Genomic DNA, 24661 nt, shown 5'->3' with positions numbered 1-24661 from the left:
GGAGTGCGGCAGGGTGTGTCGCGGATCGCCCGGCGTGCGCGCGAGCGGCTGGTCATCACGGAACCGCCCGGCGTGCGCGGGGCGGCCGGTCTCCACGGGGTCGCCCGGCGTGCGGGAGGGCGGCCGGCTCTCACGGGATCGGCCTGGGCTCACGGGATGGGCTGGTGGACGGTGACGAGCTTGGTGCCGTCGGGAAAGGTGGCCTCGATCTGGACCGACGACAGCATTTCCGGCACCCCGTCCATGACGTCGTCGCGGGACAGCACCTTGCGGCCCGCGTCCATCAGCTCGGCGACGGTGCGCCCGTCCCTGGCGCCCTCCATGAGGAAGGACGCGATGATCGCGGTGGCCTCGGGGTGGTTGAGCCGGAGGCCCCGTGACCTGCGGTCGCGGGCGACACCGGCGGCGACGTGGATGAGCAGGCGTTCCTGCTCGTGTGGTGTGAGCCGCATTCCCGGACCATAGGAACCGGCGGTTTCCATGATGTTGCGCGTCGATGTCGTGCCGGTTTCCAGGTGCCGCGAGTGGTGCGAACGGGGAAGAAGCGCTCCTCGACGCGTTCTTTCCTGCGGGTATGCCGCCGCATTCCGAAGCAGATATCACGAAATTTGGTGATATGTCGGGATAAAAAATGGTGTGGTGTCCGCGCCGCCGCGTCCTGTCACAGCGGTGAAATCCCGGTAAAGCGCAATTAACAAATGCGAACTAGGCGGGAAACCTCACTCAGTCACCTTGACGGCAGATAGATCGGTGCGGGGGCCGTACCGGCAAGGAGGAAAGTCATTGAGGAACACAGCATGGCGCTCCGGAGTCGTCGTCGCGGCGCTGGCCACGGCGCTGGCCGCCTGCGGAGGCGAAGCCCCCTCGGGCACGAACGAGGCCTCCGCCGGCGGCGGTGAGGACGGCATCAAGGTCGGCATCCTGCACTCGCTCAGCGGCACCATGGCCATCAGCGAGGTGACCGTCCGGGACTCGGAACTGCTCGCCATCGAGGAGATCAACGCCGCCGGAGGCGTGCTCGGCAAGAAGCTGATCCCCGTCGTGGAGGACGGCGCGTCCGACTGGCCCACCTTCGCGGAGAAGGCCACCAAGCTCATCCGCCAGGACAAGGTCGCCACCACCTTCGGCGGATGGACCTCCGCCAGCCGCAAGGCGATGCTGCCGGTGTTCGAGCGGAGCAAGGCCCTGCTGTGGTACCCGGTCCAGTACGAGGGCCTGGAGAGCTCGCCGTACATCTTCTACACCGGCGCCACCACCAACCAGCAGATCATCCCCGGCCTCGACTACCTCAAGGAACAGGGCAAGAAGAAGATCTTCCTGGTCGGCAGCGACTACGTCTTCCCGCGGACCGCCAACAAGATCATCAAGGCGTACGCGGCGGCGAACGGGATGGAGATCCTCGGCGAGGAGTACACCCCGCTCGGCCACACCGAGTACAGCACGCTGACCAACAAGGTCGTCCAGGCCAAGCCGGACGCCGTCTTCAACACCCTCAACGGCGACAGCAACGTCGCCTTCTTCAAGCAGCTCAACAGCGCCGGGGTCACCGCCGAGCAGATGCCCGTCCTGTCGGTGAGCGTCGCCGAGGAGGAGGTCAAGGGCATCGGCGTCGACAACATCGCCGGCCACCCCGTCGCCTGGAACTACTACCAGACCACCGAGAACCCGGCCAACGAGAAGTTCGTCGCCGCGTTCAAGGCCAAGTACGGCGCCGACAAGGTGACCTCCGACCCGATGGAGGCCGGATACAACGCCGTCTACCTCTGGGCCGAGGCCGTGAAGAAGGCCGGGTCCGTCGAGGTCGAGGCCGTCAGGAAGGCCGCCGGAGGCATCGCCCTGGAGCGTCCCGAGGGCCTGGTCACCATCGACGGCGAGAACCAGCACATGTACAAGACGGCCAGGATCGGGGTGATCCAGCCCGACGGCCTCATCAAGGAGGTCTGGAACTCCGGCGAGCCGATCAAGCCCGACCCCTACCTCAAGGGTTACCCCTGGGCGAGCGGCCTGGCCAACGGCTGATCCCCTCTCAGACCGGCTCCGGGCCGGGCCGTGACCAGATCACGGGCAGCACCGTGACGCACCCACAATGCGGCACGGCCCGCCCCGGAGCCAAACACTCGTAGGAAGGGGACCTTCGGTGGAGGCGTTTCTCAACCAGCTCCCGATCGGCCTGTCCATCGGTGCCGTACTGCTTCTCATCGCCCTCGGCCTGACGTTCACGTTCGGCCAGATGGGCGTGATCAACATGGCCCACGGCGAGTTCATCATGGCGGGCGCGTACACCGCCTACCTGCTCCAGGACCTCACCGGCCGGATGGCCGTGATCGTCGCCCTGCCCGTCGCCTTCCTGGTCGCCGGGCTGATGGGGCTCATCCTGGAACGGACCGCGATCCGGCACTTCTACGGCCGCCCGCTCGACACCCTGCTGCTCACCTGGGGCGTCAGCCTCGTGCTGCAGCAGCTCGCCCGCGACCTGTTCGGCGCGCCCAACGTGCAGGTCCAGGCGCCCACCTGGCTGCAGGGCGGCATCGCGTCCCTGCCGTACAACCGGCTGTTCATCTTCGCCCTCGCCGTCGCCACCGTCGTCGGCGTCTGGGCCTACATGAACCGCACCGGCCAGGGCCGCCGGATGCAGGCGGTGATGCAGAACCGGCAGCTCGCCGCGGTCAGCGGCATCAACACCGCCCACGTCGACCAGCGCACCTTCTTCATCGGCTCGGGCCTGGCCGGGGTCGCCGGGGTGGCCCTCACCCTCATCGGCCCCGTCGGACCCGCCCTCGGCACCTACTACATCGTGGACGCCTTCCTGGTGGTCGTCGCCGGAGGGCTCGGCCAGCTGCGCGGCGCCGTCATCGCCGCCGCCGGACTCGGCCTGCTCAACTCCTACGCCGAGTTCTGGAGCGACGCCAGCCTGGCGAAGGTCATCGTGTTCGCCGCGATCATCGCCTTCCTCCAGTTCCGGCCGCAGGGCCTGTTCGTACTCCGATCGAGGGCGCTCACATGAATCTCGCACGCCTCAGGGGGCCCGGGGTCTTCGCGGTGGTGGCCGTGCTGGCCCTGGTGGTCGCACCGCTGCTGCTGGAGCCCTTCCGCCTCGGCCTGCTGGCCAAGTACCTCTGCTTCGCGATCATCGCCCTGGGCATCGGCCTGGCCTGGGGGCAGGGCGGCATGCTCGTCCTGGGCCAGGGCGTGTTCTTCGGGCTCGGCGGCTACGCGATGGCCATGCACCTGAAACTGGTGGACGCCCAGGGCGACCTGCCCGACTTCATGGTGTGGAGCGGGGTCGAGCAGCTGCCCGCCCTGTGGAAACCGTTCGCCAACCCGGTGTTCGCGCTCGCCATGGTCGTCGCCGGGCCGATGCTGATCGCCACGGTGCTGGGCCTGCTGGTGTTCAGGCAGCGGGTGCGCGGCGCCTACTTCGCGATCCTCACCCAGGCGCTCGCCGCCGCGTTCGTCATCCTGCTCGTCGGCCAGCAGGGCCTGACCGGCGGCACCAACGGCCTGACCAACTTCTACGACCTGTTCGGCCAGGACCTGGCGGCCGACTCGACCCAGCGCGGGCTGTACTTCACGGTCGCGATCGTCACGGGGCTGCTCTACCTCGGCGCCCGCCAGCTGGTCAAAAGCCGCTTCGGGCGGCTGCTCGTCGCCATCAGGGACGGCGAGGACCGCGTGAGGTTCCTCGGCTACGACCCGGCCAGGGTCAAGACCGTCACCTTCGCGCTGTCGGCGGGCATGGCCGGGCTCGCGGGGGCCCTGTTCGTGCCCGTGGTCGGCATCATCTCGCCCGCGCTGCTGGGCGTGGTCCCCTCCCTCGAACTCGTCGTCGCGGTCGCGGTGGGCGGCAGGTTCGCGCTGGCGGGGGCGATCCTCGGCGCGGTCGTGATGGGGTACGCCAAGACGTCCTTCAGCGAGCAGTTCGCCGACGGCTGGCTCTACCTGCAGGGCGCGCTGTTCATCCTCGTCATGACCCTGGCCCCCAAGGGGATCCTCGGCGTGGCGGCGTCGGCGCGCGACGCCTGGGCGCGCAGGTCGGGGCGCCGTACGGACCCCGAACCGCCGCCCGCGGACGCTCCCGGTACGAGAGTGATGGAGGAGGTCGGATGAGCCCGATGATCGAGGTACGCGGGCTGTCGGTGGTCTTCGACGGCTTCCGCGCCATCGACGGCATCGACCTGACGGTCGAGAAGGGGGAGCTGCGATTCCTGATCGGCCCCAACGGGGCCGGGAAGACCACGCTCATCGACGTCATCACCGGCCTGACCCGCCCGACCACCGGCGAGGTCGTCTTCGACGGGCGCAGCCTGGTCGGCCTGCGCGAGCACAGGATCGTCCGGCTCGGCGTGGGGCGGACCTTCCAGACCTCGGTGGTCTTCGAGGAGCTCACCGTCCTGGAGAACCTCGACCTGGCCGCGTCCTTCCGCCGCCCGCTCTGGTCGCTGGCCCGGCGCAGGCGAGGCGTCTCCGACGCCGTCGCCGAGGCGCTGGAGACCACCGGCCTGAAGGAGCTGGCCGACCGGCCCGCGGGGGTGCTCTCCCACGGGCAGCGGCAGTGGCTGGAGATCGGCATGCTGCTCACCCAGCGCCCCAAGCTGCTCCTGCTGGACGAGCCGGTGGCCGGTATGTCCAAGGACGAGCGGGAGCGCACCGGCGAGCTCCTGACGTCCGTGGCGAACGACCACACGGTGATCGTGATCGAACATGACATGGAGTTCCTGCGCAGGTACGCCTCGCAGGTCACCGTCCTGCACGAGGGCAAGGTGCTGATCGAGGGATCGGTGGACCAGGTCCGCGACGACCCGCGCGTGCAGGAGGTCTACATCGGAAGGAAGCGCAGCGATGCTGTCGGTACGGGAACTTGACGCGGGGTACGGCAGGGCCCGGGTGCTGTTCGGGGTCTCCCTGGAGGTGGAGCCCGGGCAGCTGATGTGCGTGATGGGCCGCAACGGGGTGGGCAAGACCACCCTGCTCAACACCGTGATGGGAGTGCTGCCCGCCACCTCGGGGTCGGTCACCTTCGAGGGGCGCGACGTGACGCGCCTGCCGCCTCACGAGCGGGTCCGGCTCGGCATGGCGTACGTCCCCCAGGGGCACGAGACCTTCCCCCAGCTCAGCGTGCTCGGCAACCTCCAGGTCACGCTGGAGGCCGCCAAGGGGCCGCAGGAGGCGCTGGAGGAGGCCCTGGAGACCTTCCCGCGCCTGAAGCCGCTGCTCAAGCGGCGCGCCGGGTTCCTGTCCGGCGGGCAGCAGCAGCAGCTCGCCATCGCCCGCGCCCTGGTCACCCGGCCCAAGCTGCTCATCCTCGACGAGCCCACCGAGGGCATCCAGCCGTCGATCATCATCGAGATAGAGGAGGCGATCGAGCGGCTGCACGCCACCGGCCTGTCGCTCCTGCTGGTCGAGCAGTATTTGGACCTGGCGCTCCGCCTCGCCGACCGCTTCCTCATTCTCGACGCCGGGCACGTCGTCCACTCGGGGGAGGCCGAGGAACTGCGCGGGGAGGGAATTCACCGCCTTCTCGCCGTCTGACCGTTAAAGCGCTGAATCGGACTTTCCGGAGCAAGAAGGCTGCGTTTGATCACTTCTTGATGAAGAGGCTCCCGTCGGGGGTGATGACGACATAGCCTGCCCAGAAAAGCGGAGTCCGGGGGTGTCATGGCGAAGGAACCTGCGGACGGGCAAGAGCGGCCGGAACGAGTGTCCTTCCCTCCGGAGCCCCCCGAGTCTCCCGCGAAGCGAGGCCGGTCTCCTGGCGGGGAGACCGGTTCTTCCCGCCAGGAGACCGGTTCTTCCCGTAAGGAGCCCGGGGGCCCGGCCGGTGACGAGCGTGAGGTACGGCCCGGCCGCGCGGCCGGTGAGCCGGCCGGTGACGCTCCCGGCCGGCGAATCGGCCGGGAGACGGGGGAGACGTCCCTCGGTGAGCGCAGGGACCGGGCCGCGGGCGAGCGTGCTCGGCGGCCGGGCGACGGGCGTGACCGGCGGCCCGATGACCGCTACGAGTCCGACCGCTACGAGTCCGACCGGCGGGACGACGACCGGTACGGGCGTGAGCGGCGCTCCTCCGGAGCGTACGAGCGCGACCGCTGGGACGACGACCGCTACGAGCCCGACCGGCGGCCCGATGACCGGTATGACCGTGACCGGTGGGACGACGACCGGTATGACCGCGACTCGCGGTCCGAGGGCGCGGACGCCGAGGGCCCCCGCTCAGGGCCGCCGACCGGCCCGCCCGGACCGTCCGGCCCGCCCCGCCGCCGCGGATTCCGCCGCTTCCGGCTGGCCGCCTGGATCGCGCTGGTCCTCGCCGCGGTCGTGGTCGGGGTGTCCATCGTGTGGGTGAGCGGGCCTCCCACCGAGGCCGAGTTACGGGAGAAGGCGGGGCTTCTCAACAAGGACAGACTGCTGATCGGCGTGAAGGAGGACACCCCGGGCATCGCCCTGCGGAAGCCGGGCGAGACCGGTTTCACCGGCTTCGACATCGACATCGCCTACATGATCGCGGCGGATCTGGGTTTCCGGCCCGACCAGGTCGACTTCCTGTCCATCGAGACCGAGGACAGGGCGCGCATGCAGGCCCGCGACACGGACGGGGCGTTCGTCAAGGTCGACCTCGTGGTGGCGACCTTCAGCGTGACGCCGGAACGCAGGGCCGATCCCTCCGTCGGCTTCTCGACGCCCTACCTCTACACCGAGCAGTCGGTGGTGACCAGGGCCGACTACCCCGACGACAACGTCGCCTCCCTGGGGCAGCTCGAGGGCAAGAGGGTCTGCTCGCTCGGCACCTCGACCTCCCTGGCCGAGCTGAAAAAGGCGATCAAGGTCGACCCCATCGCCGAGCTCCTGATCAGCAAGTGCGTGGACCGTCTCGCGGACGGCCTCGCGGCCAACAGGGCGGCCGACGCGGTGACCACCGACGCGGCCCTGCTGGCCGGGTTCGTCGCGGACCCGGAGAGGAAGCTGCGCCACCACGACATCGCGCTGGAGAAGACGGAGATGTGGGCGGTGAACGCGGGCTCCAACGGCGCGCTGCGCACCCTGGTCGACCTCGCGCTCTACCGCTCCTACGCCGATCCGGGCAACAAGATGTGGGAGGAGGCGTACGAGAAACACATCCGGCCGTTGCTGGCGGCCAACCCGGGGGTGGACGTGGCGCAGGCACGGCAGCCGTGCGCGCTTCCCCCGGACGTGCGCCGGTGGCCGTGGGAGCGAACCCTCCCCGTCCAGGATTGCCCCTCCGCCCCTTGAAACCCGACGCGCGGGTGAGGGACGCGCCGAGGAACCAGGAGTGGTTCCTCACGCTGCTGCCGGTGTTCCCGATCGTCCTGCTGGTGATGCGGCTGTGGTACGCCAGCAAGCAGGACACCCAGACGCTGCTCCTGCTCGTGCAGACCATCAGCCCACTGGGTCTGCTGAGCGCGGTCCTGCTGACCACGGTGTGGGTGCTGCCCGTCGTCGTGGTCGGCGGCAGGCTTCTCGGCACTCTGCACTGGATCAGCACGGGCCGCTCCTCGTGGCTGGTGCACAGCGCTCAGCGGCTGCCCGGCTGGGTGGTGGTCCTCGCCGTCGCGATGGGCGTGTGCACCTGGCAGCTGCGCTTCCTGCCGACGCTGGCGATGCTGTCACTGGCCCTGCTGGGGCTCACCGTGCGTGAACGGTTCCCGGACCACGAGGAGCTGCGGACCACGTTCTGCTACGCGCTTCCGGTGATCGCGGCCGTGCTGTCGTACGTCCTGCTGTGGCCGGCCATCGTCTCCGCGTTCGCCGCGCGGGACGTGGCGACCGCGATCCTCCTGACCCTTCCCCCGGCGTTCGCGGCGCTGCTGACCGGTCCGGTGCCCGAGGCGCCGGCCAGGGTGCTGACCCACGGCATCGCGATCGCGATGGCGGTGTTCACCCCGTTCCTGGTCGGCGTGGTCGTGATGAGGGCGCCGATCCTCCCGCTGATCGCCATGCAGCTCACCCTGGAGAAGCCGGCCGCGGAGAGGCCCGCGGAGGTGGTGGTGGGCTACATGGTCGCCAGCGACGACCAGATGACCACCGTCCTCAAGCGTGACGGTGTCGTGGAGTTCATCCAGAACGACCGGCTGCAGTCGAAGGTGCTCTGTCCCGACCCCGGTGAGGTGCCCCGGACGTGGGTGAACCTGCACGGCTGGTACGTCGAGCACAGCGTGATCTCCTGGCTCGCCCCGGTCTCGCAGCGGACTCCCGCCGACTCGCGCTGCGAGGGCCGCCCGGCCGGGGAAACCGGCCCGGCCCCACCGAGCCCGAACTCGTCTCCGAGCCCGTCGCCGTCCCCGGGATCAAGGGCCTTCCCGGGCGGCTGACGGCCTCCGGGAAGGGACGTCCGGGACCGGCGATCACTGAAGGTAGTCTTCGACCTCGTCGATCGGGCGGGGGGCCGCCGAGTTGGGGTCCTCGCCGAACTCGCGGCGCGCCCGGCGCTGCCTGAGCAGGTCCCATGCCTGGTCGAGGGCCTCCTCCAGGTGCTTGATCCGGTTGTTCTCCTCGTGCGAGGAGATCGAGTGCGAGCCCAGCTTCGCCCGGAGCTCCTGCTCCTCGGCGATCAACTCGTGGATGTGGGCGAGGATGTCGCCGTCCCTCATGTCCGTTCCCCCTGTCAGAGTTTTTCTGGACTGTATCCGATCGGCGGGTCACCGCACCGTCGGAGGCCGACCCCGCGACGGCGGCCCTTCCTCGGGTGAGATGCCGGAGATCTCCGGACCCCGCCGGGTGAGCGAAGATCTTCGAGTCCCGCCATGTGAGACCGGGGCCCGGGCATCCTGAGACGTCTGCTAACGTGCTAGGCATGCTGCGCGGCCTGCTTCTTAGCTGCCGCGACGAGGGCCTGTAGAGGCCGGCTCCCTCGTCGCGGAGCGAGCCATGCGCGTCGGCCACGATTGTTTTCCCAGTCGAGGAGCCTTGCATGTATCCGCAGCAGCAGCCCAGTCCCATGCCGTTCAAGCGCTATGAGTCCTTCGCGCCGATCCAGCTGGCCGACCGCACCTGGCCAGGGAAGGTCATCGACCGGGCCCCCCGGTGGTGCGCCGTCGACCTGCGTGACGGCAACCAGGCGCTGATCGACCCCATGGACGCCCACCGCAAGCTCCAGATGTTCGAGCTGCTGGTGAAGATGGGATACAAGGAGATCGAGGTGGGCTTTCCCGCCGCCTCCCAGACCGACTTCGACTTCGTACGGCAGATCATCGAAGAGGGCCTGATCCCCGACGACGTGGTGATCCAGGTCCTGACCCAGTCCAGGGCCGAGCTGATCGAGCGGACCTTCGAGTCGGTGCGCGGGGCCAAGCAGGCGATCATCCACCTGTACAACTCCACCTCCACCCTCCAGCGCAGGGTCGTCTTCGGCCAGGACCGCGAGGGCATCACCGCGATCGCGGTCGAGGGTGCCAAGCTCTGCAAGAAGCTGGCCGCCGAGATGGACGACACGGAGATCTACTTCCAGTACTCCCCGGAGTCCTTCACCGGCACCGAACTGGAGTACGCGGTGGAGGTCTGCGACGCCGTCAACGACGTCTGGCAGCCCACCCCCGACCGCAAGGTCATCCTCAACCTGCCCGCCACCGTCGAGATGGCCACGCCCAACGTCTACGCCGACCAGATCGAGTGGATGCACCGCAATCTGGCCTACCGCGACTCGATCGTGCTGTCCCTGCACCCCCACAACGACCGCGGCACCGCCGTCGCCGCCGCCGAACTGGGCTACATGGCCGGGGCCGACCGGATCGAGGGCTGCCTGTTCGGCAACGGCGAGCGCACCGGCAACGTCTGCCTGGTCACGCTGGGCATGAACCTGTTCTCCCAGGGCGTCGACCCGGAGATCGACATCTCCGACATCGACGAGATCCGCCGGGTCACCGAGTACTGCAACCAGCTGCCCGTCCACCCGCGCCACCCGTGGGGCGGCGAGCTCGTCTACACCGCCTTCTCCGGCTCCCACCAGGACGCCATCAAGAAGGGCTTCGAGCACCTGGAGCGCGACGCGGCCGCCGCGGGCGTCCCGGTCGAGGAGTTCGCCTGGGCGGTCCCTTACCTGCCGATCGACCCCAAGGACATCGGCCGCACGTACGAGGCGGTCATCCGGGTCAACAGCCAGTCCGGCAAGGGCGGGGTCGCCTACATCATGAAGGCCGACCACCACCTGGACCTGCCGCGGCGCCTGCAGATCGAGTTCTCCCGCGCCGTCCAGACCCACACCGACACCATCGGCGGCGAGGTGAACGCCACCCAGATGTGGGAGGTCTTCACCGACGAGTACCTGCCCAACCCGACGAGCCCGTGGGGCCGCCTGGGCCTGCTGGCCCACCGGACCACCTCCAGGGGCGACGGGCAGGACGCCATCAGCGCCGACCTGCGTCTCGACGGGGAGATCCGCGAGGTCGAGGGAGTCGGCAACGGTCCCATCTCCGCCTTCTGCGACGCCCTGGCCCGGGTCGGGGTCCAGGTACGCGTCCTCGACTACGCCGAGCACGCCATGAGCGCGGGGACCGACGCCAAGGCCGCCTCCTACATCGAGTGCGAGATCGCCGGCCGGACCCTGTGGGGTGTCGGCATCGACTCCAACACCACCACCGCCTCGCTCAAGGCCGTCATCTCCGCGGTCAACCGCGCCGGCCGCTAGCGGAGCGGACGGGGCGGCACGGCTCCCGCGTACGGCCCGCCGGCCGCACCGCCCGCACCGCCCTCGCGCCTGCCGCCCGGCACCGCCCGCGTCGCCCCGCACCCGTACCACCCGCTCTCTCCCGCACAGTCCCCGCCTCGTACGGCACGATCTGCCGTACGAGGTCCGACGGCCGCCCACAAGGCGTCCACGTCGCTCACCCGACCGCGCCCACCGCGAGATCCGTCCGGGCGCGGTCGAGTCGTTTCCGCTCGCCCCGGGGCACGGGGACGCGTCGATGGAGCCGCCGTGGCCTCGCGGATTCCGGATCGGTACCGCGGAACCGGCTTTTCCGGGTATGGATCGGCGCCGCGGACGGGCTCGCGGATCCCTCTCCATCCGAGTCGTCCGGAGGGTTTCCCGTCTGCCGAATTCCTGGCATTCCATGGTGAGTCGCTGTGAGACATCCCAACGTCATCGACATAGCCTCTTTGCAGCTCAGGGTGTAACTCGCTCCCCCCAAACTGACCGAACGCGACATATTCGGCTGTTTACGGAATTCGTATTTATCGGGGGAATTTATGCGATGTATCCTCGGCCTGGCCACCGCCGGGCTCGTCATCCTCAGCGGTACCGCCGCGGCGGACGCGCAGCCGGCGGGCTACGAACCCGGCCCGTCCGTGGCTCGATCGACCGTTGATCCGCCTCCGTGGCCGCCCCGGCCGGTGCCGCTGCCCCGCCCCCTGCCGCCTCGCCCGAATCCGGAACCGCCCATCCCCGAGCCGTCGTGGATCCGGCCGACGCCGCCCCGGCCCGTTCCGTTCCCACCCCGGCCGATCCCGCTGCCGCCCCGCCCCCAACCGCTGCCGCCTCGCCCGCCCATCACGGTCCCGCCGTGGGGCCCGACGATCGACGGCCCGTACCCCAAGCGCCTCACGCTGACCGTCTCGCGCATGGGCAGGACGCGGACCGTCCGGCTCGCGTGCGCGCCGATGTACGGCATGCACCCTCGTGGGCCGGAGGCGTGCGCGCTGCTGAGCCGGGTGCAGGGCAACCCCGCTTACCTCAGGCTGCCGTGGATGGCCTGCCCGCGGCACTACGACCCCGTCACCGTGTCCGCGACCGGCACCTGGAACGGTCGTTTCGTCCAGTACCGGCGGACCTTCAGCAACCAGTGCGAGCTGCGCGCCGCGACCGGGGCGATCTTCTCCTTCTAGGACCCGTCCCGTGGGACACGCCTGGAACACATGTCCCGGACCCGCTCGGCGTCCGGGACATGTGACGGCCCGCCGTACGAGCCCCTCCGGGCGCCGGGCGGGGGCCGCTCACCTCACGAGCCGTAAAATGGAGGGAAGTCCCAGGTCGGCGGCCTCGCGTCACGAGCCGGCGACGCCCACGGCCAGGAGCGGATCCGCGGTAGGACGGGGTGAGACGGCGATGGGCGAGCAGTCTTCGGGAACCGTGCTTTCTTCTGCTCAGCGGGCGGCCATGCGGGATCTTCTGACCGCGGACCGCGAGAGGACGGTGACCCAGATCACGGCGTTGACGCGCGACTGGGACGACCTCGTCGATTCGTCGGCGCTGGTGGCCAACGACGACGAGCACGACCCGGAGGGGGCGACGATCGCCTTCGAGCGGTCCCATCTGCAGGCGCTGCTCGACAGAGCACGAGATCATCTCGCCGCCCTCGACGAGATGGTCGGGCGACTCCAGCAGGGCACCTACGGCGTGTGCGACGACTGCGGGCGGCCCATCGCCCTGGAGCGCCTGAAGGCACGCCCGGTCGCCCGTACCTGCATCGAGTGCGCCGGACGCGGGCGGTGACGAGGCTCGAGAGGCCCTGAGCGAGCCGGGGCCCGCCACCCGCGCCGAGCGCGCCGGACCGGGCGGTGACGACTCGCGGCGGATGTAGCGATATTCCTGAACTACCCTGGGTGCGGCGATGCCCGCCGTCGCGCTTCGGATGATCACCGGCCACGAGCCGTGCCCCGCCCGGCCGCGACCCGTGCCCCTCACGGTCACCCTGTGGCCCGGGCCCCGCACGATCACCCGCGTGTGGCGCGCATCCGCCGCGTACGGCCTGGCGTGAGGCGTAGAGAGGGCACATCGTGACCAGAGAACCGCGGAACTGGGCGGGCAACATCACCTACGGCGCCGCGCGGTTCCACCGCCCCGGCGGCATCGAGGAGCTCCAGGAGCTGGTCGCCGGCAGCGGCGCCGTCCGGGCACTCGGCACCCGCCACTCCTTCAACGAGATCGCCGACCGTCCCGGTGGCGACCTCGTCTCGCTGGAGGGCCTGCCCGCCGATTTCGAGCTCGACCCGGTGCGGGGCACGGTCACGGTGGGTGGCGGGGTGCGCTACGGCGAGCTGAGCCGGTGGCTGGACGACCGAGGCCACGCGCTGCCCAATCTCGGCTCCCTGCCGCACATCTCGGTCGCCGGTGCCTGCGCCACGGCCACGCACGGCTCCGGCGTCGCCAACGGCAACCTGGCCACCGCCGTCTCCGGCCTCGAACTGGTCACCGCGGACGGTGAGATCACCGTCCTCAGCCGGGAGAAGGACGGCGACCGCTTCGCCGGGGCGGTCGTCGCCCTCGGTGCGCTGGGCATCGTCACCAGGGTCGTCCTCGACGTCGTCCCGTCCTTCGAGGTGCGGCAGTACGTCTACGAGAACCTGCCCTGGGCGCGGATGGAGGAGCACTTCGAGGAGATCCTCTCGGCCGCGTACAGCGTGGGCCTGTTCACCGGCTGGACCGGCTCCGGGATCGACCAGGTGTGGGTGAAGCGCCGCGACGGCGACCCCGGCCCGTGGGAGCCGGCGCCGCGCTGGCTGGACGCCACGGCGGCCACGGCCGACCGGCACCCGCTGCCGGGGATGTCCGCCGTCAACTGCACCGCGCAGATGGGCGTGCCCGGCCCCTGGTACGACCGGCTGCCGCACTTCCGCCTGGACTTCACCCCGAGCAGCGGGGAGGAGCTCCAGTCGGAGTATCTGTTGCCGCGCCGCCACGCCCTCGCCGCGCTCCGCGCGCTGGACGCGGTCAGGGACGTCGTCGCCCCGGTCCTGCAGATCTCGGAGATCCGCACCGTCGCGGCGGACGACCTGTGGCTGAGCACCTCCTACCGCGAGGACGCCGTCGCCGTCCACTTCACCTGGAAGAAGGACTGGCCCGCGGTGAGCCGGGTGATCGCCGTGGTCGAGGAGGCGCTGGAGCCCTTCGAGGCCCGCCCGCACTGGGGCAAGCTCTTCCTCATGGGTCCCGAGCGCCTGAACTCCCTGTACGACCGGCTTCCGGACTTCCGGCGGCTGGCCGCCGAGCTCGACCCCGCGGGCAAGTTCCGCAACCCGTTCCTCGACGCCCGGGTGTTCGGGGGAGGCCCCGTTTCCTGACCGTTCGCAGCCTCAACCTTGATCTGCACATCAGTAGATGAGCGGATCGCATGAGTAGATCCGGGTAGTTAACCCCCATCACAGCGGTAACAGCGCGATGTTAACCATAAAGGTCGCGAATCCGACACTTGTGACGAGGGGGAGACGCATGGAACGCAATACGGTCGTGCGCGCGATGCACGACGTGGGGCTGGCCGCCTGGTTCGGGGGCTCGTTGATGGGCGCGATCGGCCTCAACGGCGCTGCCAACGTGGTCAGTGACAGAAGCGAGCGCCTGCGGGTGGCGAACGTGGGATGGGGGCGCTGGAGGCCGGTCAACGCCGTGGGCATCGGCGCCTTCCTCATCGGCTCGGCCGGCCTGCTGGCGGCCAACAAGCAGCGCGTGGCGCACCAGCAGGGGGTGGGGGCGAGCACCGCGGCCAAGGCCGCGCTGACCGCCGCCGCGCTGGCCGCGACCGCCTACACCGGGGTGCTCGGGGCCAAGCTGGCGGACGCGGGCGACGTGCCTGTGGAGGGCGCGGTGAAGCCGGAGAAGGAGACACCGGAAGAGGTCGCCAAGGCGCAGCAGCAGTTGCGCGTCATGCAGTGGGTCATTCCGGCCGTCACCGGGATGATCGTTGTTCTCACCTCCCTGCACGGGGAGCAGCAGCGGCCGGGCCAGATCCTCCGGGGAGCCGTGCGCAAGAAGTTCTCCCGATAGGAGGCCTCCGGCCGGTCACACGGTCTCGCGGAGATCGTCGTACGCCCGCGGGGCGCCGCCGTCGGCACCTCGGCCGCGCGGGCGGCGTCGGACGACCTCCGGTCACGTCGGCGACGTCGCGGCGCGCCTCTTCCACCTGTGAGAACGAGCGGAAGAGGCGCGTCGCCCTGTTCGCCGGGCGGGAGCGCGGAGGGGACGGCCTCAGGCCTTGGACATCAGGCCGCGGCTGATGGCCTCCTCGCGGAGGCGTTTCAGCGGCAGCGCGGCGCCGTCGCGCTCGATGCGCCAGACGTCCCACCCTGCGCACGCCCTGGTCCCGGCGACCGCGGCTCCGGCGGCCGACAGGGAATGGTAGGCCTGGCACGTCGCCGCCACCCTGATCGTCCCGCCCTCCTCGACCGTGGCGAAGTGCATCTCACCCCTGACCGTGCGGAAGATCTTGGCGTTCGGCGCTATCAGGCCGCATTTGATGAGGTCGACGACCTCGACGCCGTAGTGGCGGCGGGACCCGGACTGCTCGGGGGCGGGGGGCGGGAGGACGATCACCGACATGCGGAAACCGAGCCTGGCCGGGTTCCAGATCTCCTCGCAGAGGAGCCGGTAGAGGTTCTGCCGCCGTTCGATCTCCCGTACGCCGAACTCCGGGCAGGGCTGGAACGCCCTGTCCAGGCCCAAGTCCCTGAGGTAGTGGGTGAACGGGGTGTTGCGCAGGCGGCTCTTGGGGTGCAGGGAGGCCGCGAGCCGGTTCTCCGCGTAGTAGTGCTCGAGCTTCCGCTCGTAGGGGTCGTCGCGGAAGCTCGCGTTGACGGACTTGGGCAGGAGCAGCAGGGCACCGAGGCGGTTGCGCCGGATGTAGAACTCCGCGGTGGTCTTGACCTCGGCTCTGTGCCGCTCGAAGCGGTTGGCCCAGACGTGCTCGATCTCGTACTCGCGCCCTCCCCGCAGGAACGCGTACTCGTGATTCCCGCCCTCGCACTCGCGCTGGACGTGGGCGGTCATCCGGGAGAGCAGGTAGCGGACCAGGCGGCGGTTGTCGGCCCGGAGCCCGAAGGAGGCCAGCTCGCGGAAGTCGTGTTCGAGCAGGGAGGTCTCCCGGCCGAGGACCGTGGCGACGTCGTCGGTGGTCCGGCTATCACTCCAGACAGGTGGACGTTACTCATCGCGGCCGAGTCGTGACGTGTCAGGCAGGCAGGCCGAGGGTGCGGGCCTGGCAGCGCATGGCGTGGTCGAAGGCCGCCGCGAGGTCGAGGATCGCGTTGTTGAACTGGCCGAACAGCTCGAAGCTGAGCCAGCCGAACAGGCCGGTCCAGGCGATCAGGCCGCGGACGATCACGTCGTCGGGGACGTCGGGCATCAGCTCGCGTACGCGCGCGGCATCCTCGTGAAAGGACGGCGGGACGGGCGGCTGGGTGGTGTCGGGCGGGTTCAGCACTCCGGCGCGGTGGGCGTCGGAGACGATCCGGCCGTAGACGACGGTGTCGCGGACCGCGGCGGGGACGGTGTCCTGCGGTGCCCGGTAGCCGGGTACGGGTGAGCCGTACAGCAGGGCGTACTCGTGCGGATGGGCCAGGGCCCAGTCCCGTACGGCGTGGCAGACCGCCATCCACCTGCCCCCGTGGTCCTCGGGCGGTACGGCCGCTTCGGCGTTCTCCACGGCCTCGCCGACGGCGTTGTAGCCGTCGATGATCAGGGCCGTGAGCAGGTCGTCCCTGGACGGGAAGTAGCGGTAGATCGCCGACGAGGCCATGCCCATCTCGCGGGCGACCGCGCGCAGGGACAGGCCGCTCGCGCCGTCGACGGCCAGCTGCCGCCGGGCGACGTCCGTGATCTCGCGGGTCAGCTCGGCTCTGACCCTCTCGCGTGCGGTGAGGCTCGAACTCATGCCGCGACCATACCAGAGCACTGAAAACAAAAGAGAGCACCGCTCTTGACGATCAGTGCTCTCTAGCGAGAGCATTGCTCTCAGAACGGAACGGTGATTCTCAAGGAGCTCCCATGCTGTCCCTGGCCAAGAACCTCAACCTTCTTGTCATGTTCCTGCTGGAGCTGGGCGTGCTGGCCTCCGTCGGTTACTGGGGCTTCGTCGTGAGCTCGAACTGGTCGCTGAAGCTGCTCCTCGGCCTCGGTGGGCCCGCCCTGTTCATCGCGATCTGGGCGATCTTCGGCGCGGCCAACGGCGCGACGATTCCGCTCACCGGCTTCGCCCGCGTCGTCCTTGAGATGCTCTGGTTCGGCGGCGGCGCCATGGCGCTGGTCATGGCGGGCCGCCTCGTCCCCGGAGTCACCTTCGCCGTCGTCTTCGTCCTCAACGCCGTCCTCCGGCTCGTCTGGAACCAGTGAGCCGACATATCAGTCATCAGTGAAGGAAAAGGAAGAGGAATCATGGCCAAGCACGTCATCGCGGGAGCCGGTCAGGTCGGCTCCGAGGTCGCCCGGCAGCTGGCGGGTCAGGGGCACGAGGTCGTCCTCGTCAGCCGCTCGGGCTCGGGTCCCGACCTGCCGGGCGTCCGCAGGGTCGCCGCCGACGTGAGCGACCGAGAGAGGCTGACCGCCCTGACCGGGGGCGCCGCCGTCCTCTACAACTGCGTCAACCCGCGCTACCACGAGTGGGCGCGCGACTGGCCGCCGCTCGCCGCGTCGCTGCTGGGAGCCGCCGAGACCGCCGGCGCGGGGTACGTCATCCTCGGCAACCTCTACGTCTACGCGGCTCCCGACCGGCCGATGAGGGAGGGCGACCCGCTGGACCCGCCCAGCGCCAAGGGCGCGATCCGGGTCAAGGTGTGGCGGGACGCCCTGGCCGCGCACGAGGCGGGCCGGGTCAGGGTGACCGAGGTGCGCGGATCCGACTACTTCGGCCCCGGCTGCCTCGACCAGTCGCACCTAGGGGAGAGGTTCGTCCCCGCGCTGCTGGCCGGCAGGACCGTCCGCTTCGCCGGTGACCCCGCCCGGCCGCACAGCTGGACCTACGTGCCCGACGTCGCGCGGACCCTGGTCGCGGCGGGCGAGGGCGACCGTGCCTGGGGCCGCGCGTGGCACGTCCCGACGAACGAGCCGATGTCGGTGCGCGAGGTCGCCGAGCGCCTGTGCGCGCTCGCAGGGGTCCCCGACCCGGGGGTCAAGGCCATGCCCCACTGGCTGCTGCGCGCCGCCGGGCTCTTCTCGCCGATGCTCGGGGAACTGGAGGAGCTGCGCTACCAGTTCGTCCGCCCCTTCGTCCTCGACTCCGGCGAGTCCCAGGCCGCCCTCGGCCTCGCGCCGACCCCGATGGACGAGGCGCTGGCCGCGACGCTCGCCTGGTGGCGCGACCGCCTGGCCGTGGCGGCGTAGCGGAGGACGTCCCACGCCGTACGCGGGGGAGCGCGGGGCACCCCCCGCCGGGTGGGATCGGCGGCACGCCGCCCGTGCCGGGGCGGGGCCGCACCCGCCCGAACGGGGAGGCCGGGACCGCACCCGCCGGGGCAGGGCCGGGGGCACGCCGTACGCTTTGAGCATGAAGATCGCTGTCATCGGCCTCGGGGACATCGCGGAGAAGGCGTACCTGCCGGTCCTCGGCGCGACCCCCGGACTCGACCTCCACCTGTGCACCCGTGACCGCGCCACACTCGACCGCCTCGGCGACGCCTACCGGGTCGAGCGCCGCTTCTCCTCGGTGGAGGAGGTGCTCGGAGCGGGAATCGAGGCGGCCTTCGTGCACGTCGCGACGGCCGCGCACACGAAGGTCGTCGAGCCGCTGCTGCGCGCGGGCGTGCACGTCTACCTGGACAAACCGATCGCCTACACCCTCGCCGAGTCCGAGCGCCTGGTGCGGCTGGCACGCGAGAGCGAACGGTCGCTGCTCGTCGGCTTCAACCGCCGCAGGGCGCCGTCCTACGCGGCACTGCGCGATCTTCCCCGCGACCTGGTGGTGATGCAGAAGCACCGCGCGCGCCACCCCGCCGACCCGCGGACCGTCGTCTACGACGACTTCGTCCACGTCGTGGACACCCTCAGGTTCCTGGTGCCCGGCGAGGTCGAGCACACCGGCATCCGCACCCGGGTCAGGGACGGGCTGCTGGAGTACGTGACGCTGGAGCTGTCCGGGGACGGCTTCACCGCCTTCGGGATCATGAACAGGATGAGCGGTGCGGCCGAGGAGACCGTGGAGGTCACGGGAGGCGGTGCCAGGCGCCGCGTGATCAACCTGGCCGACGTGATCGACTACACCGGCGGCGAGGCCCTCACCAGGCGAGGCGACTGGACCCCGGTCTCCCGGCAGCGGGGCATCGAGCGGGTCTGCCTGGAGTTTCTCGACGCGGTCCGCTCCGGCACCGTCCTCGACGCCGGCGACGCCCTGGCCACCCACGCGGTCTGCGAGGACATCGTCACCGCGGCGACCTGACCGCCCGCGCGGTCTGCGAGGACATCGTCACCGCGGCGACCTGACCGCCCGCGCGGTCTGCGAGGACATCGTCGCCGCGGCGACCTGACCGCCCGCGTCGCGCGCCCCGGTGGCACGACGCGGACGGCCGGCTCGCCGGGTCCCCGCCGGAAAGACGGCGGGACGTCCCCGGTCAGCGTTCGGCCAGGTATCTCCGGCCGAGGGCGCGCAGGCGATCGTGGGCCGACTCGTAGGCGTCCGGACGGCCGAGGGCGGACTTGGGAAGCTTGGCGACCATCGTGTAGTTGGTGTCGCAGACGTTGCCGACCGGGGCCTCGCCGATCTGACTGACCAGCTGGTAGGCGTCCAGCGGGTCCAGGCCGGTGAGCTCGGAGGTCCAGGTGACCAGGTCGTGCTGGCTGATCCGGTAGGCGTCCTCCAGCGGGCGGGCCGAACCGGTGGACATCAGGTGGGTGTCGTCCTCCAGGCGGGGCCACGGGGTGCTCACCCCCTTGACCAGCTCCACGGCGACGACGGTGTTCATCGCCGCCTCGACGGCGGTGCCGCACACCTCGCCGTGCCCCTGCCTGGCGTGCCCGTCGCCGATCGCGAAGAGCCCGCCCTCGACGTTGACGCCGAGATAGACGGTCACCCCGGCGCGCAGCTCGGGGGTGTCCATGTTGCCCCCGTGGGCGTCCGGGGTGATCGTCATGCGGGCCTCGGACGCGGCGGGCGCGACGCCGACCGTGCCGTGCATCGGGTCGAGCGGCAGTTCGACCGTGAAGTCGCTCCTGCGGGCGTGGTAGCGGACCACGCCCGCGGCCGTGTCGATGTCGTAGCGCCACACCAGCTCCTCCAGGGGAGGGGTGAGCATCGCGGTGGTGTGGGTGCCGGTCAGCGCGCCGAAGTGCGGGAACGTGGCCGACACGGCCCAGTCCCTGGCGGGTTCGATGGAGACGAAGTGCAGCGCGAGCGTGTCGCCCGGCTCGGACCCCTCCACGTGGAAGGGCCCGGTGACGGGGTTGAGGTAGGGGAACTCGCAGACCCGCGAGGGCAGGTCGTCGACCGAGGTCACCAGGCCGCCGAAGCAGTCCTCGGTGTACGTCTCGACGATCGAGCCGGGGGCGACCCTGGCCACCGCGGGCCGCCCGCCGAAGGTGTAGCTGAGGTCCTCGGGCGCGGGGCGGTAGGGGAAGACGTTCATCGCGCGCCCTCCAGGGGGAGCGGCACGGAACCGCGTCCCGCGACGGGAAGGGCGGAGGGGGCGCGGAAGGAGCCGAGCCCCTCCCCGACCTCCAGGAAGATCTCGAACACGGTTCTGCCCTCACATGTTGTCGGGTGGGTGGGACGGGGGCGTGGGCTCTCAGGGCTTGCCGGCCGTGTCGGGTGCCGCGGCCGTGCCGGATGCCTCCGGGGTGTCGACGAGTCCGGCCAGGGTGGGCCGGCGGCCCGTGGCGTAGGAGACGCCCAGCACCACCAGGCCGACGCAGAACCAGACGATGCCGAGCGTCTGGGCCGCGATGCTGGCGTTGATCACGACGTAGAGCAGGATCGCGAAGCCGAGCACCGGGGCGACGAGGTGCCGCCACAGGTCGCGGCTGCCCCGGCGCACGACGTAGTGGACGACCACCGACACGTGCAGCGCGAGGAAGGCGGTCATCGCCCCGAAGTTGACCAGCCCGCTGATCAGCGTGATGCCGTCGTCGCGGGTGGTCAGGTAGAGCCCGACGATCAGGGAGACCGCGGCCACCACGAGGGTGGCGTTGACGGGCACCCGGTGCTTGGGGTCGATCTTGGCCAGGAAGGAGGGGAGCTGGCGGTCGCGGGCCATCGCGAACAGCAGCCGGGAGGTGGCGGCCTGGGCGACCAGGGAGTTGGCGAAGCCCCAGGCGATGGCGGTGGCGACCGCGGTCAGCACGCTGAGCCAGTGGCCCCCGGCGAACGCGGCCATGTCGTAGAAGGCGGTACCCGCCGGGTCGCCCTCGGTCAGCAGGCGGGCCCGGTCGGGGGTGAGCAGCGCGGCCACCCAGGTCTGCGCGATGAACAGCACCCCTGCCAGGCCCAGCGCCGCGACCATGGACCTGCCGAGCCGCCGCGAGTCCTCGCGGCTCTCCTCGGCCATCATCGAGATGCCGTCGAAGCCGAGGAAGGACAGCACCGCGATCGAGACCGCGCCGAAGACGAGTGACCAGGAGAAGGTCGAGGAGTCGAACAGCGGGCTGAGCGCGCCCGCCTGGGCCTTGCCCTGGGCCAGGGCGACCACCCCGACGACCATGAAGATCGCCAGCACGATGAGCTCGCCGATCAGCATGATCTTCGTGATCCGCGCGGTCATCTGGATGCCCGTGTAGTTCACGACCGTGTTGAGCACCACGAACACGATCAGCCAGCCCCAGACGGGGATGGCGGGCACGAAGGAGGCCATCGCCGCGCTCGCGATGAGATAGAGCAGGGCGGGTACCAGCACGTAGTCGAGCAGGATCACCCACCCGGCCAGGAAGCCGACGGGCGCGGCGATGCCGCGGCCCGCGTAGGTGTAGACCGATCCGGCCATCGGGAACGCGCGGGCCATCTGCGCGTACGAGAGCGCGGTGAAGGCCATCGCGACCATGCCGATGGCGTACGCGAGGGCGACCATGCCACCCGAGGCCTGGAAGACGCCGCCGAAGATGCCGAACGGCGCGATCGGGACCATGAAGATCAGGCCGTAGACGAGCAGGTCGGTGAAGCTCAGTGACCTGCGGAGTTCCTGTCGGTAGCCGAATTGCTCCAGCGAGGGATCGGTTGTCATGTACGGCTCCTTGAAGTGGCTGCAGCCGTACCCTAGAACCTTTCTTTTCAAAGGAAAAGTTTTCAGTCTGAAGTTTTTGTCCGACTTTGACCCGCCGCGCATCCGGGGCCGGTACGGAACCGCCGCACCCGCCGGTGAGCCACTGCCGCAGGTCCGGAGCCGGGCCCGTCCCCCCGGCCTCGCCCCCGTACGGGCCCTAGAGGCGTTCGGCGTACCAGGTCGGAGACTCACCGAACATGTCCTTGAAGTCCCGGACGAAGTGCGCCTGGTCCGCGTACCCGAGTTCGGTCGCCAGCCCCGCCCAGTCCGCCGGCGCGCCTCGCTCCAGCCGCTCGGTGACCTCGTGCAGCCGGTAGCGACGGATCACCCATTTCGGACCTATGCCGACGTAGTCGGCGAACAGCCGCTGCAGTTCCCGGACATTGGTCTCGAAGAGGTCGGCCAGTGTGGTGACCCTGGTGATCTCAGGATTGGCGGCGATCGTCGCGACGATCCCCGCGGCTCGCTCCACCTTGGCGTCGCGCTCGGGCAGCCGAGCCCTGAGGAAGTCCTCGACGGTCGCGACATCGACCGGGTCCGGCAGGTCACCGGTGAACACCTGGCGCGCGTCGAGAGACCGGTTCGTGATCGTCGAGACGGGCGCACCCAGGAACGGCCGGAACCCCCCCGGCCGGAACGCCACCCCGAACACGCCGCTCCTGCCTTCCAGCACCTTGATCCGATGCCCGTCGCAGACGCCCTGCACCGTCGCGCCGCTGTCACGGAAGGTCAGGTGCACATTGGGGTACGGCACGACCAGCTGCCTGTAGGGCTCGGCGTAGTCCCACGAGACCACCCAGTAGCGTTCGACGTAGGGCGCCAGATCGGGCGACGGCCTCGGGAAGGCGTGGCGCTGGAACCTCGTCCACGCACCGGCGAGCTCACGGATGTCCCTGGACATGCGGCCGAGCCTATGTCGCGTTTGTTCAATACACCCGTCGCGGGACGTGTTTTCCTGGACGCCATGCATGACAGAGAGCTGATGACCCGCGCGGCCGCGCCCCTGGCGGAGATCATTCACATCATCGAGCCGGACCAGCTGAGTGCCCGGACCCCGTGCTCCGAGTACGACGTGCGCAAGCTGATCAACCACCTGCTGTTCTGGGGACCGTCGCTCGAGGCGGCCGCGCGCAAGGAGACCGTACCGCCACCGGCCGGGAGCGAGACGGACGTGGACCTGACCGAGGGGGACTGGGCGGCCGCCCTCGAGATCCACGTCAAGCGCACCGTGGCCGCCTGGAGCCGTCCCGCCGCGTGGGAGGGGACGACGCACATGGGCGGCCCGATGGAGCTGCCGGCGTCGCTGGTCGGAGGCATGGTGGTGGGCGAGCTGGTCGTGCACGGCTGGGACCTGGCGCGGGCGATCGACCGGCGCCCGGCCTGGGACGACGACCTTGTCGCGTACCTGCACGACGAGCTGGCCAAGAACGCCGCGCAGGGGCGGGAGATGGGCGTCTACGGGCCGGAGGTCGGCGTCCCGGCCTCGGCGTCGCCGTTGGACCGCGCGCTCGGCCTCATCGGCCGCGACCCCGCCTGGACCCGCTGAGAACACCGCGCGACCCCGCCTGGACCCGCTGAGAACACCGCGCGGGGCCGTTTCGCGGGTTCGAGGTCCTCCGCCCGCCTGCAGATCCGAAGTCCCGGCCCTAGCGGACGATGTCGAAGTCCAGCCCGTCGGCCCGGCCGATGTGGGCCTGCCGCCGCACCCCGCGTCCGCGCAGGGTCAGCCGCCCCCGCGCGGTGACGATGGAGGTGCCGTCGGCGATCGCGTCCACCTCGGGCACGGCGAGCGTCCCGGCGCGCGAGCCGAGCGCGGCGAGCATCAGCACCGCCTCGTAGCAGCCCTGCCCGTGCCCGTTGAGCAGCGGCGCGGTCGAGCCGAACCTGCGGGCGTAGCGCTCGCCGAGGCTCAGGCTGTCGTCGGTGCCCAGGCTCGCGAAGTAACCCATCGCCCCGTACAGCTCGCCGGTGGCGTCGCCGCCGATGCCGAGCAGGCCGTGCTCCTCCAGCGCGCCGCAGAGCCGTGGCCAGGACAGTCCGGCCGCCGCGAAGGCCCGGTTGAAGGCGACCAGGTCGCTGCCCACCAGGCTGAGCAGCACCGCGTCGGGCCGGCCGGCCACCAGCCTCTCCAGGGCCGGGGAGAAGTCGCGGGTGCCGTACGGCACCAGGAGCTCGCCGACGACCCCGACGTCCCGTGCGGCGAGGTGGCGGCGGGCCGCCCCGTGGACCAGGCGCGGCCAGACGTAGTCGTTGCCGAGCAGGAACCACCTGCGCGCCCGGCGGCGGTCGATCAGCCAGTCGAGGCCGGGCCGCAACTGGCGGCCGGGGGTCTCGCCCAGGAAGTAGACACCCGGCGCGTGACCGCCCCCCTCGTACGGCGGCGCGTAGACGAACGGCACCCTGCCGGCCAGCGCCCGCACCACCTCGATCCTGACGTCGCTGCCGTGGGTGCCGACCACGGCGTCGATCGCGCCGCAGCGCGCGAGCCCCGCCACCTCGGCGGCCACCTGCGCCGCCGGACGACCGCCGTCGACCAGGACCAGCTCCACCGGCCTGCCGAGCATCCCGCCCGAGAGGTTCACCTCGTCGGCGGCGAGGATCGCGCAGTTGATCGCGCACGGCCCCACGAGGCCGAGCACGCCGGAGATCGGCACGACCAGCCCGACGCGCAGCGCGTCCCCCGGGAGCAGCCGGGCTTCCAGGGGTTCTATGACGGGTGTGATGGCTTCTGCCACACAGACGAGTATCCTCCGGAATGGATGGGTAC

Annotated in this window: 24 protein-coding genes; 16 read left to right on the top strand and 8 right to left on the bottom strand. The window is 70.6% G+C overall.

What is annotated here, in order from left to right:
* Window positions 1-149 precede the first annotated feature (149 nt).
* Window positions 150-452, bottom strand: coding sequence for an urease subunit gamma (locus tag ACTOQ1_RS23130; protein ID WP_362677318.1), 303 nt, complete (start codon window positions 450-452; stop codon window positions 150-152).
* Between the two features lie 331 nt (window positions 453-783).
* Between ACTOQ1_RS23130 and urtA the strand changes: the two genes are divergently transcribed.
* The 7 genes from urtA (at window position 784) to ACTOQ1_RS23095 (ending at window position 8324) form a co-directional block, all read left to right on the top strand.
* Entirely contained in the window at window positions 784-2019 is a 1236-nt protein-coding gene (urtA, locus tag ACTOQ1_RS23125; RefSeq protein WP_440070104.1) for an urea ABC transporter substrate-binding protein, read from the top strand.
* Window positions 2020-2137: 118 nt separating this feature from the next.
* Complete coding sequence (gene urtB, locus ACTOQ1_RS23120; RefSeq protein WP_362677314.1) at window positions 2138-3004, top strand: urea ABC transporter permease subunit UrtB; 867 nt, start codon at window positions 2138-2140, stop codon at window positions 3002-3004.
* On the top strand, window positions 3001-4107 hold the full coding sequence (urtC, locus tag ACTOQ1_RS23115; protein WP_440070103.1) for an urea ABC transporter permease subunit UrtC: 1107 nt from the start codon (window positions 3001-3003) through the stop codon (window positions 4105-4107). The genes urtB and urtC overlap by 4 nt, the downstream gene beginning before the upstream one ends.
* Window positions 4104-4862, top strand: a complete 759-nt coding sequence (gene urtD / locus ACTOQ1_RS23110) for an urea ABC transporter ATP-binding protein UrtD (RefSeq protein WP_440070102.1) — start codon at window positions 4104-4106, stop codon at window positions 4860-4862. Before urtC ends, urtD begins: the two co-directional genes overlap by 4 nt.
* Complete coding sequence (urtE, locus tag ACTOQ1_RS23105) at window positions 4840-5529, top strand: urea ABC transporter ATP-binding subunit UrtE (protein WP_440070101.1); 690 nt, start codon at window positions 4840-4842, stop codon at window positions 5527-5529. The genes urtD and urtE overlap by 23 nt, the downstream gene beginning before the upstream one ends.
* A gap of 126 nt (window positions 5530-5655) precedes the next feature.
* The gene (locus ACTOQ1_RS23100; protein WP_440070100.1) at window positions 5656-7245 is read left to right on the top strand and encodes a transporter substrate-binding domain-containing protein; all 1590 of its coding nucleotides are present in this window, start codon (window positions 5656-5658) and stop codon (window positions 7243-7245) included.
* Window positions 7242-8324 (top strand): hypothetical protein, encoded by a 1083-nt coding sequence (locus ACTOQ1_RS23095; protein ID WP_440070099.1) that lies wholly within the window; start codon window positions 7242-7244, stop codon window positions 8322-8324. The genes ACTOQ1_RS23100 and ACTOQ1_RS23095 overlap by 4 nt, the downstream gene beginning before the upstream one ends.
* Before the next feature lie 33 nt (window positions 8325-8357).
* On the opposite strand, the gene ACTOQ1_RS23090 is transcribed toward ACTOQ1_RS23095, so the two are convergent.
* Window positions 8358-8603, bottom strand: a complete 246-nt coding sequence (locus tag ACTOQ1_RS23090) for a DUF2630 family protein (RefSeq protein WP_440070098.1) — start codon at window positions 8601-8603, stop codon at window positions 8358-8360.
* A gap of 320 nt (window positions 8604-8923) precedes the next feature.
* Between ACTOQ1_RS23090 and leuA the strand changes: the two genes are divergently transcribed.
* From leuA to ACTOQ1_RS23065, 5 genes are all read left to right on the top strand, one after another.
* Window positions 8924-10636 carry a 2-isopropylmalate synthase gene (gene leuA / locus ACTOQ1_RS23085; protein WP_440070097.1) on the top strand — a complete coding sequence of 571 codons (1713 nt, stop codon included), beginning with the start codon at window positions 8924-8926 and terminating at the stop codon, window positions 10634-10636.
* A 560-nt stretch (window positions 10637-11196) separates the two neighbouring features.
* The gene (locus ACTOQ1_RS23080) at window positions 11197-11832 is read left to right on the top strand and encodes an SSI family serine proteinase inhibitor (protein ID WP_440070096.1); all 636 of its coding nucleotides are present in this window, start codon (window positions 11197-11199) and stop codon (window positions 11830-11832) included.
* A gap of 220 nt (window positions 11833-12052) precedes the next feature.
* On the top strand, window positions 12053-12439 hold the full coding sequence (locus ACTOQ1_RS23075; RefSeq protein WP_440070095.1) for a TraR/DksA family transcriptional regulator: 387 nt from the start codon (window positions 12053-12055) through the stop codon (window positions 12437-12439).
* Window positions 12440-12723: 284 nt separating this feature from the next.
* Window positions 12724-14007 carry an FAD-binding protein gene (locus tag ACTOQ1_RS23070; protein ID WP_440070094.1) on the top strand — a complete coding sequence of 428 codons (1284 nt, stop codon included), beginning with the start codon at window positions 12724-12726 and terminating at the stop codon, window positions 14005-14007.
* A 148-nt stretch (window positions 14008-14155) separates the two neighbouring features.
* Window positions 14156-14707 (top strand): hypothetical protein, encoded by a 552-nt coding sequence (locus tag ACTOQ1_RS23065; protein ID WP_440070093.1) that lies wholly within the window; start codon window positions 14156-14158, stop codon window positions 14705-14707.
* Window positions 14708-14908: 201 nt separating this feature from the next.
* Here ACTOQ1_RS23065 and ACTOQ1_RS23060 read toward each other — a convergent pair whose 3' ends face one another.
* Window positions 14909-15766 carry a GmrSD restriction endonuclease domain-containing protein gene (locus ACTOQ1_RS23060; RefSeq protein ID WP_440070212.1) on the bottom strand — a complete coding sequence of 286 codons (858 nt, stop codon included), beginning with the start codon at window positions 15764-15766 and terminating at the stop codon, window positions 14909-14911.
* 121 nt (window positions 15767-15887) lie between these two features.
* Window positions 15888-16589, bottom strand: coding sequence for a TetR/AcrR family transcriptional regulator (locus tag ACTOQ1_RS23055; RefSeq protein WP_440070092.1), 702 nt, complete (start codon window positions 16587-16589; stop codon window positions 15888-15890).
* Window positions 16590-16702: 113 nt separating this feature from the next.
* Between ACTOQ1_RS23055 and ACTOQ1_RS23050 the strand changes: the two genes are divergently transcribed.
* The 3 genes from ACTOQ1_RS23050 (at window position 16703) to ACTOQ1_RS23040 (ending at window position 19085) form a co-directional block, all read left to right on the top strand.
* Entirely contained in the window at window positions 16703-17047 is a 345-nt protein-coding gene (locus tag ACTOQ1_RS23050; RefSeq protein ID WP_440070091.1) for a YrdB family protein, read from the top strand.
* 42 nt (window positions 17048-17089) lie between these two features.
* A complete protein-coding gene (locus ACTOQ1_RS23045) occupies window positions 17090-18034 on the top strand; it encodes an NAD-dependent epimerase/dehydratase family protein (protein ID WP_440070090.1) in 945 nt (314 codons plus the stop codon).
* 163 nt (window positions 18035-18197) lie between these two features.
* Window positions 18198-19085: a Gfo/Idh/MocA family protein gene (locus ACTOQ1_RS23040; RefSeq protein ID WP_440070089.1), complete on the top strand. Its 888-nt coding sequence runs from the start codon at window positions 18198-18200 to the stop codon at window positions 19083-19085.
* 172 nt (window positions 19086-19257) lie between these two features.
* Here the strand turns inward: ACTOQ1_RS23040 and ACTOQ1_RS23035 are convergent, their stop codons facing one another.
* The 3 genes from ACTOQ1_RS23035 to ACTOQ1_RS23025 form a co-directional block, all read right to left on the bottom strand.
* The gene (locus tag ACTOQ1_RS23035) at window positions 19258-20268 is read right to left on the bottom strand and encodes an acetamidase/formamidase family protein (protein ID WP_440070088.1); all 1011 of its coding nucleotides are present in this window, start codon (window positions 20266-20268) and stop codon (window positions 19258-19260) included.
* A 159-nt stretch (window positions 20269-20427) separates the two neighbouring features.
* Window positions 20428-21855, bottom strand: coding sequence for an APC family permease (locus ACTOQ1_RS23030; RefSeq protein WP_440070087.1), 1428 nt, complete (start codon window positions 21853-21855; stop codon window positions 20428-20430).
* 196 nt (window positions 21856-22051) lie between these two features.
* Window positions 22052-22795 carry an AraC family transcriptional regulator gene (locus tag ACTOQ1_RS23025; RefSeq protein WP_440070086.1) on the bottom strand — a complete coding sequence of 248 codons (744 nt, stop codon included), beginning with the start codon at window positions 22793-22795 and terminating at the stop codon, window positions 22052-22054.
* A 63-nt stretch (window positions 22796-22858) separates the two neighbouring features.
* Between ACTOQ1_RS23025 and ACTOQ1_RS23020 the strand changes: the two genes are divergently transcribed.
* Window positions 22859-23440, top strand: a complete 582-nt coding sequence (locus ACTOQ1_RS23020) for a TIGR03086 family metal-binding protein (protein WP_440070085.1) — start codon at window positions 22859-22861, stop codon at window positions 23438-23440.
* Window positions 23441-23540: 100 nt separating this feature from the next.
* On the opposite strand, the gene ACTOQ1_RS23015 is transcribed toward ACTOQ1_RS23020, so the two are convergent.
* Window positions 23541-24629: a substrate-binding domain-containing protein gene (locus ACTOQ1_RS23015; RefSeq protein WP_440070084.1), complete on the bottom strand. Its 1089-nt coding sequence runs from the start codon at window positions 24627-24629 to the stop codon at window positions 23541-23543.
* Window positions 24630-24661 lie beyond the last annotated feature (32 nt).

Source organism: Streptosporangium sp. OZ121 (assembly GCF_051918885.1).
Lineage (GTDB): Bacteria > Actinomycetota > Actinomycetes > Streptosporangiales > Streptosporangiaceae > Streptosporangium.
Note: the sequence above shows the minus strand (reverse complement) of the source record. Positions and strands in the feature narration are given on the sequence as shown.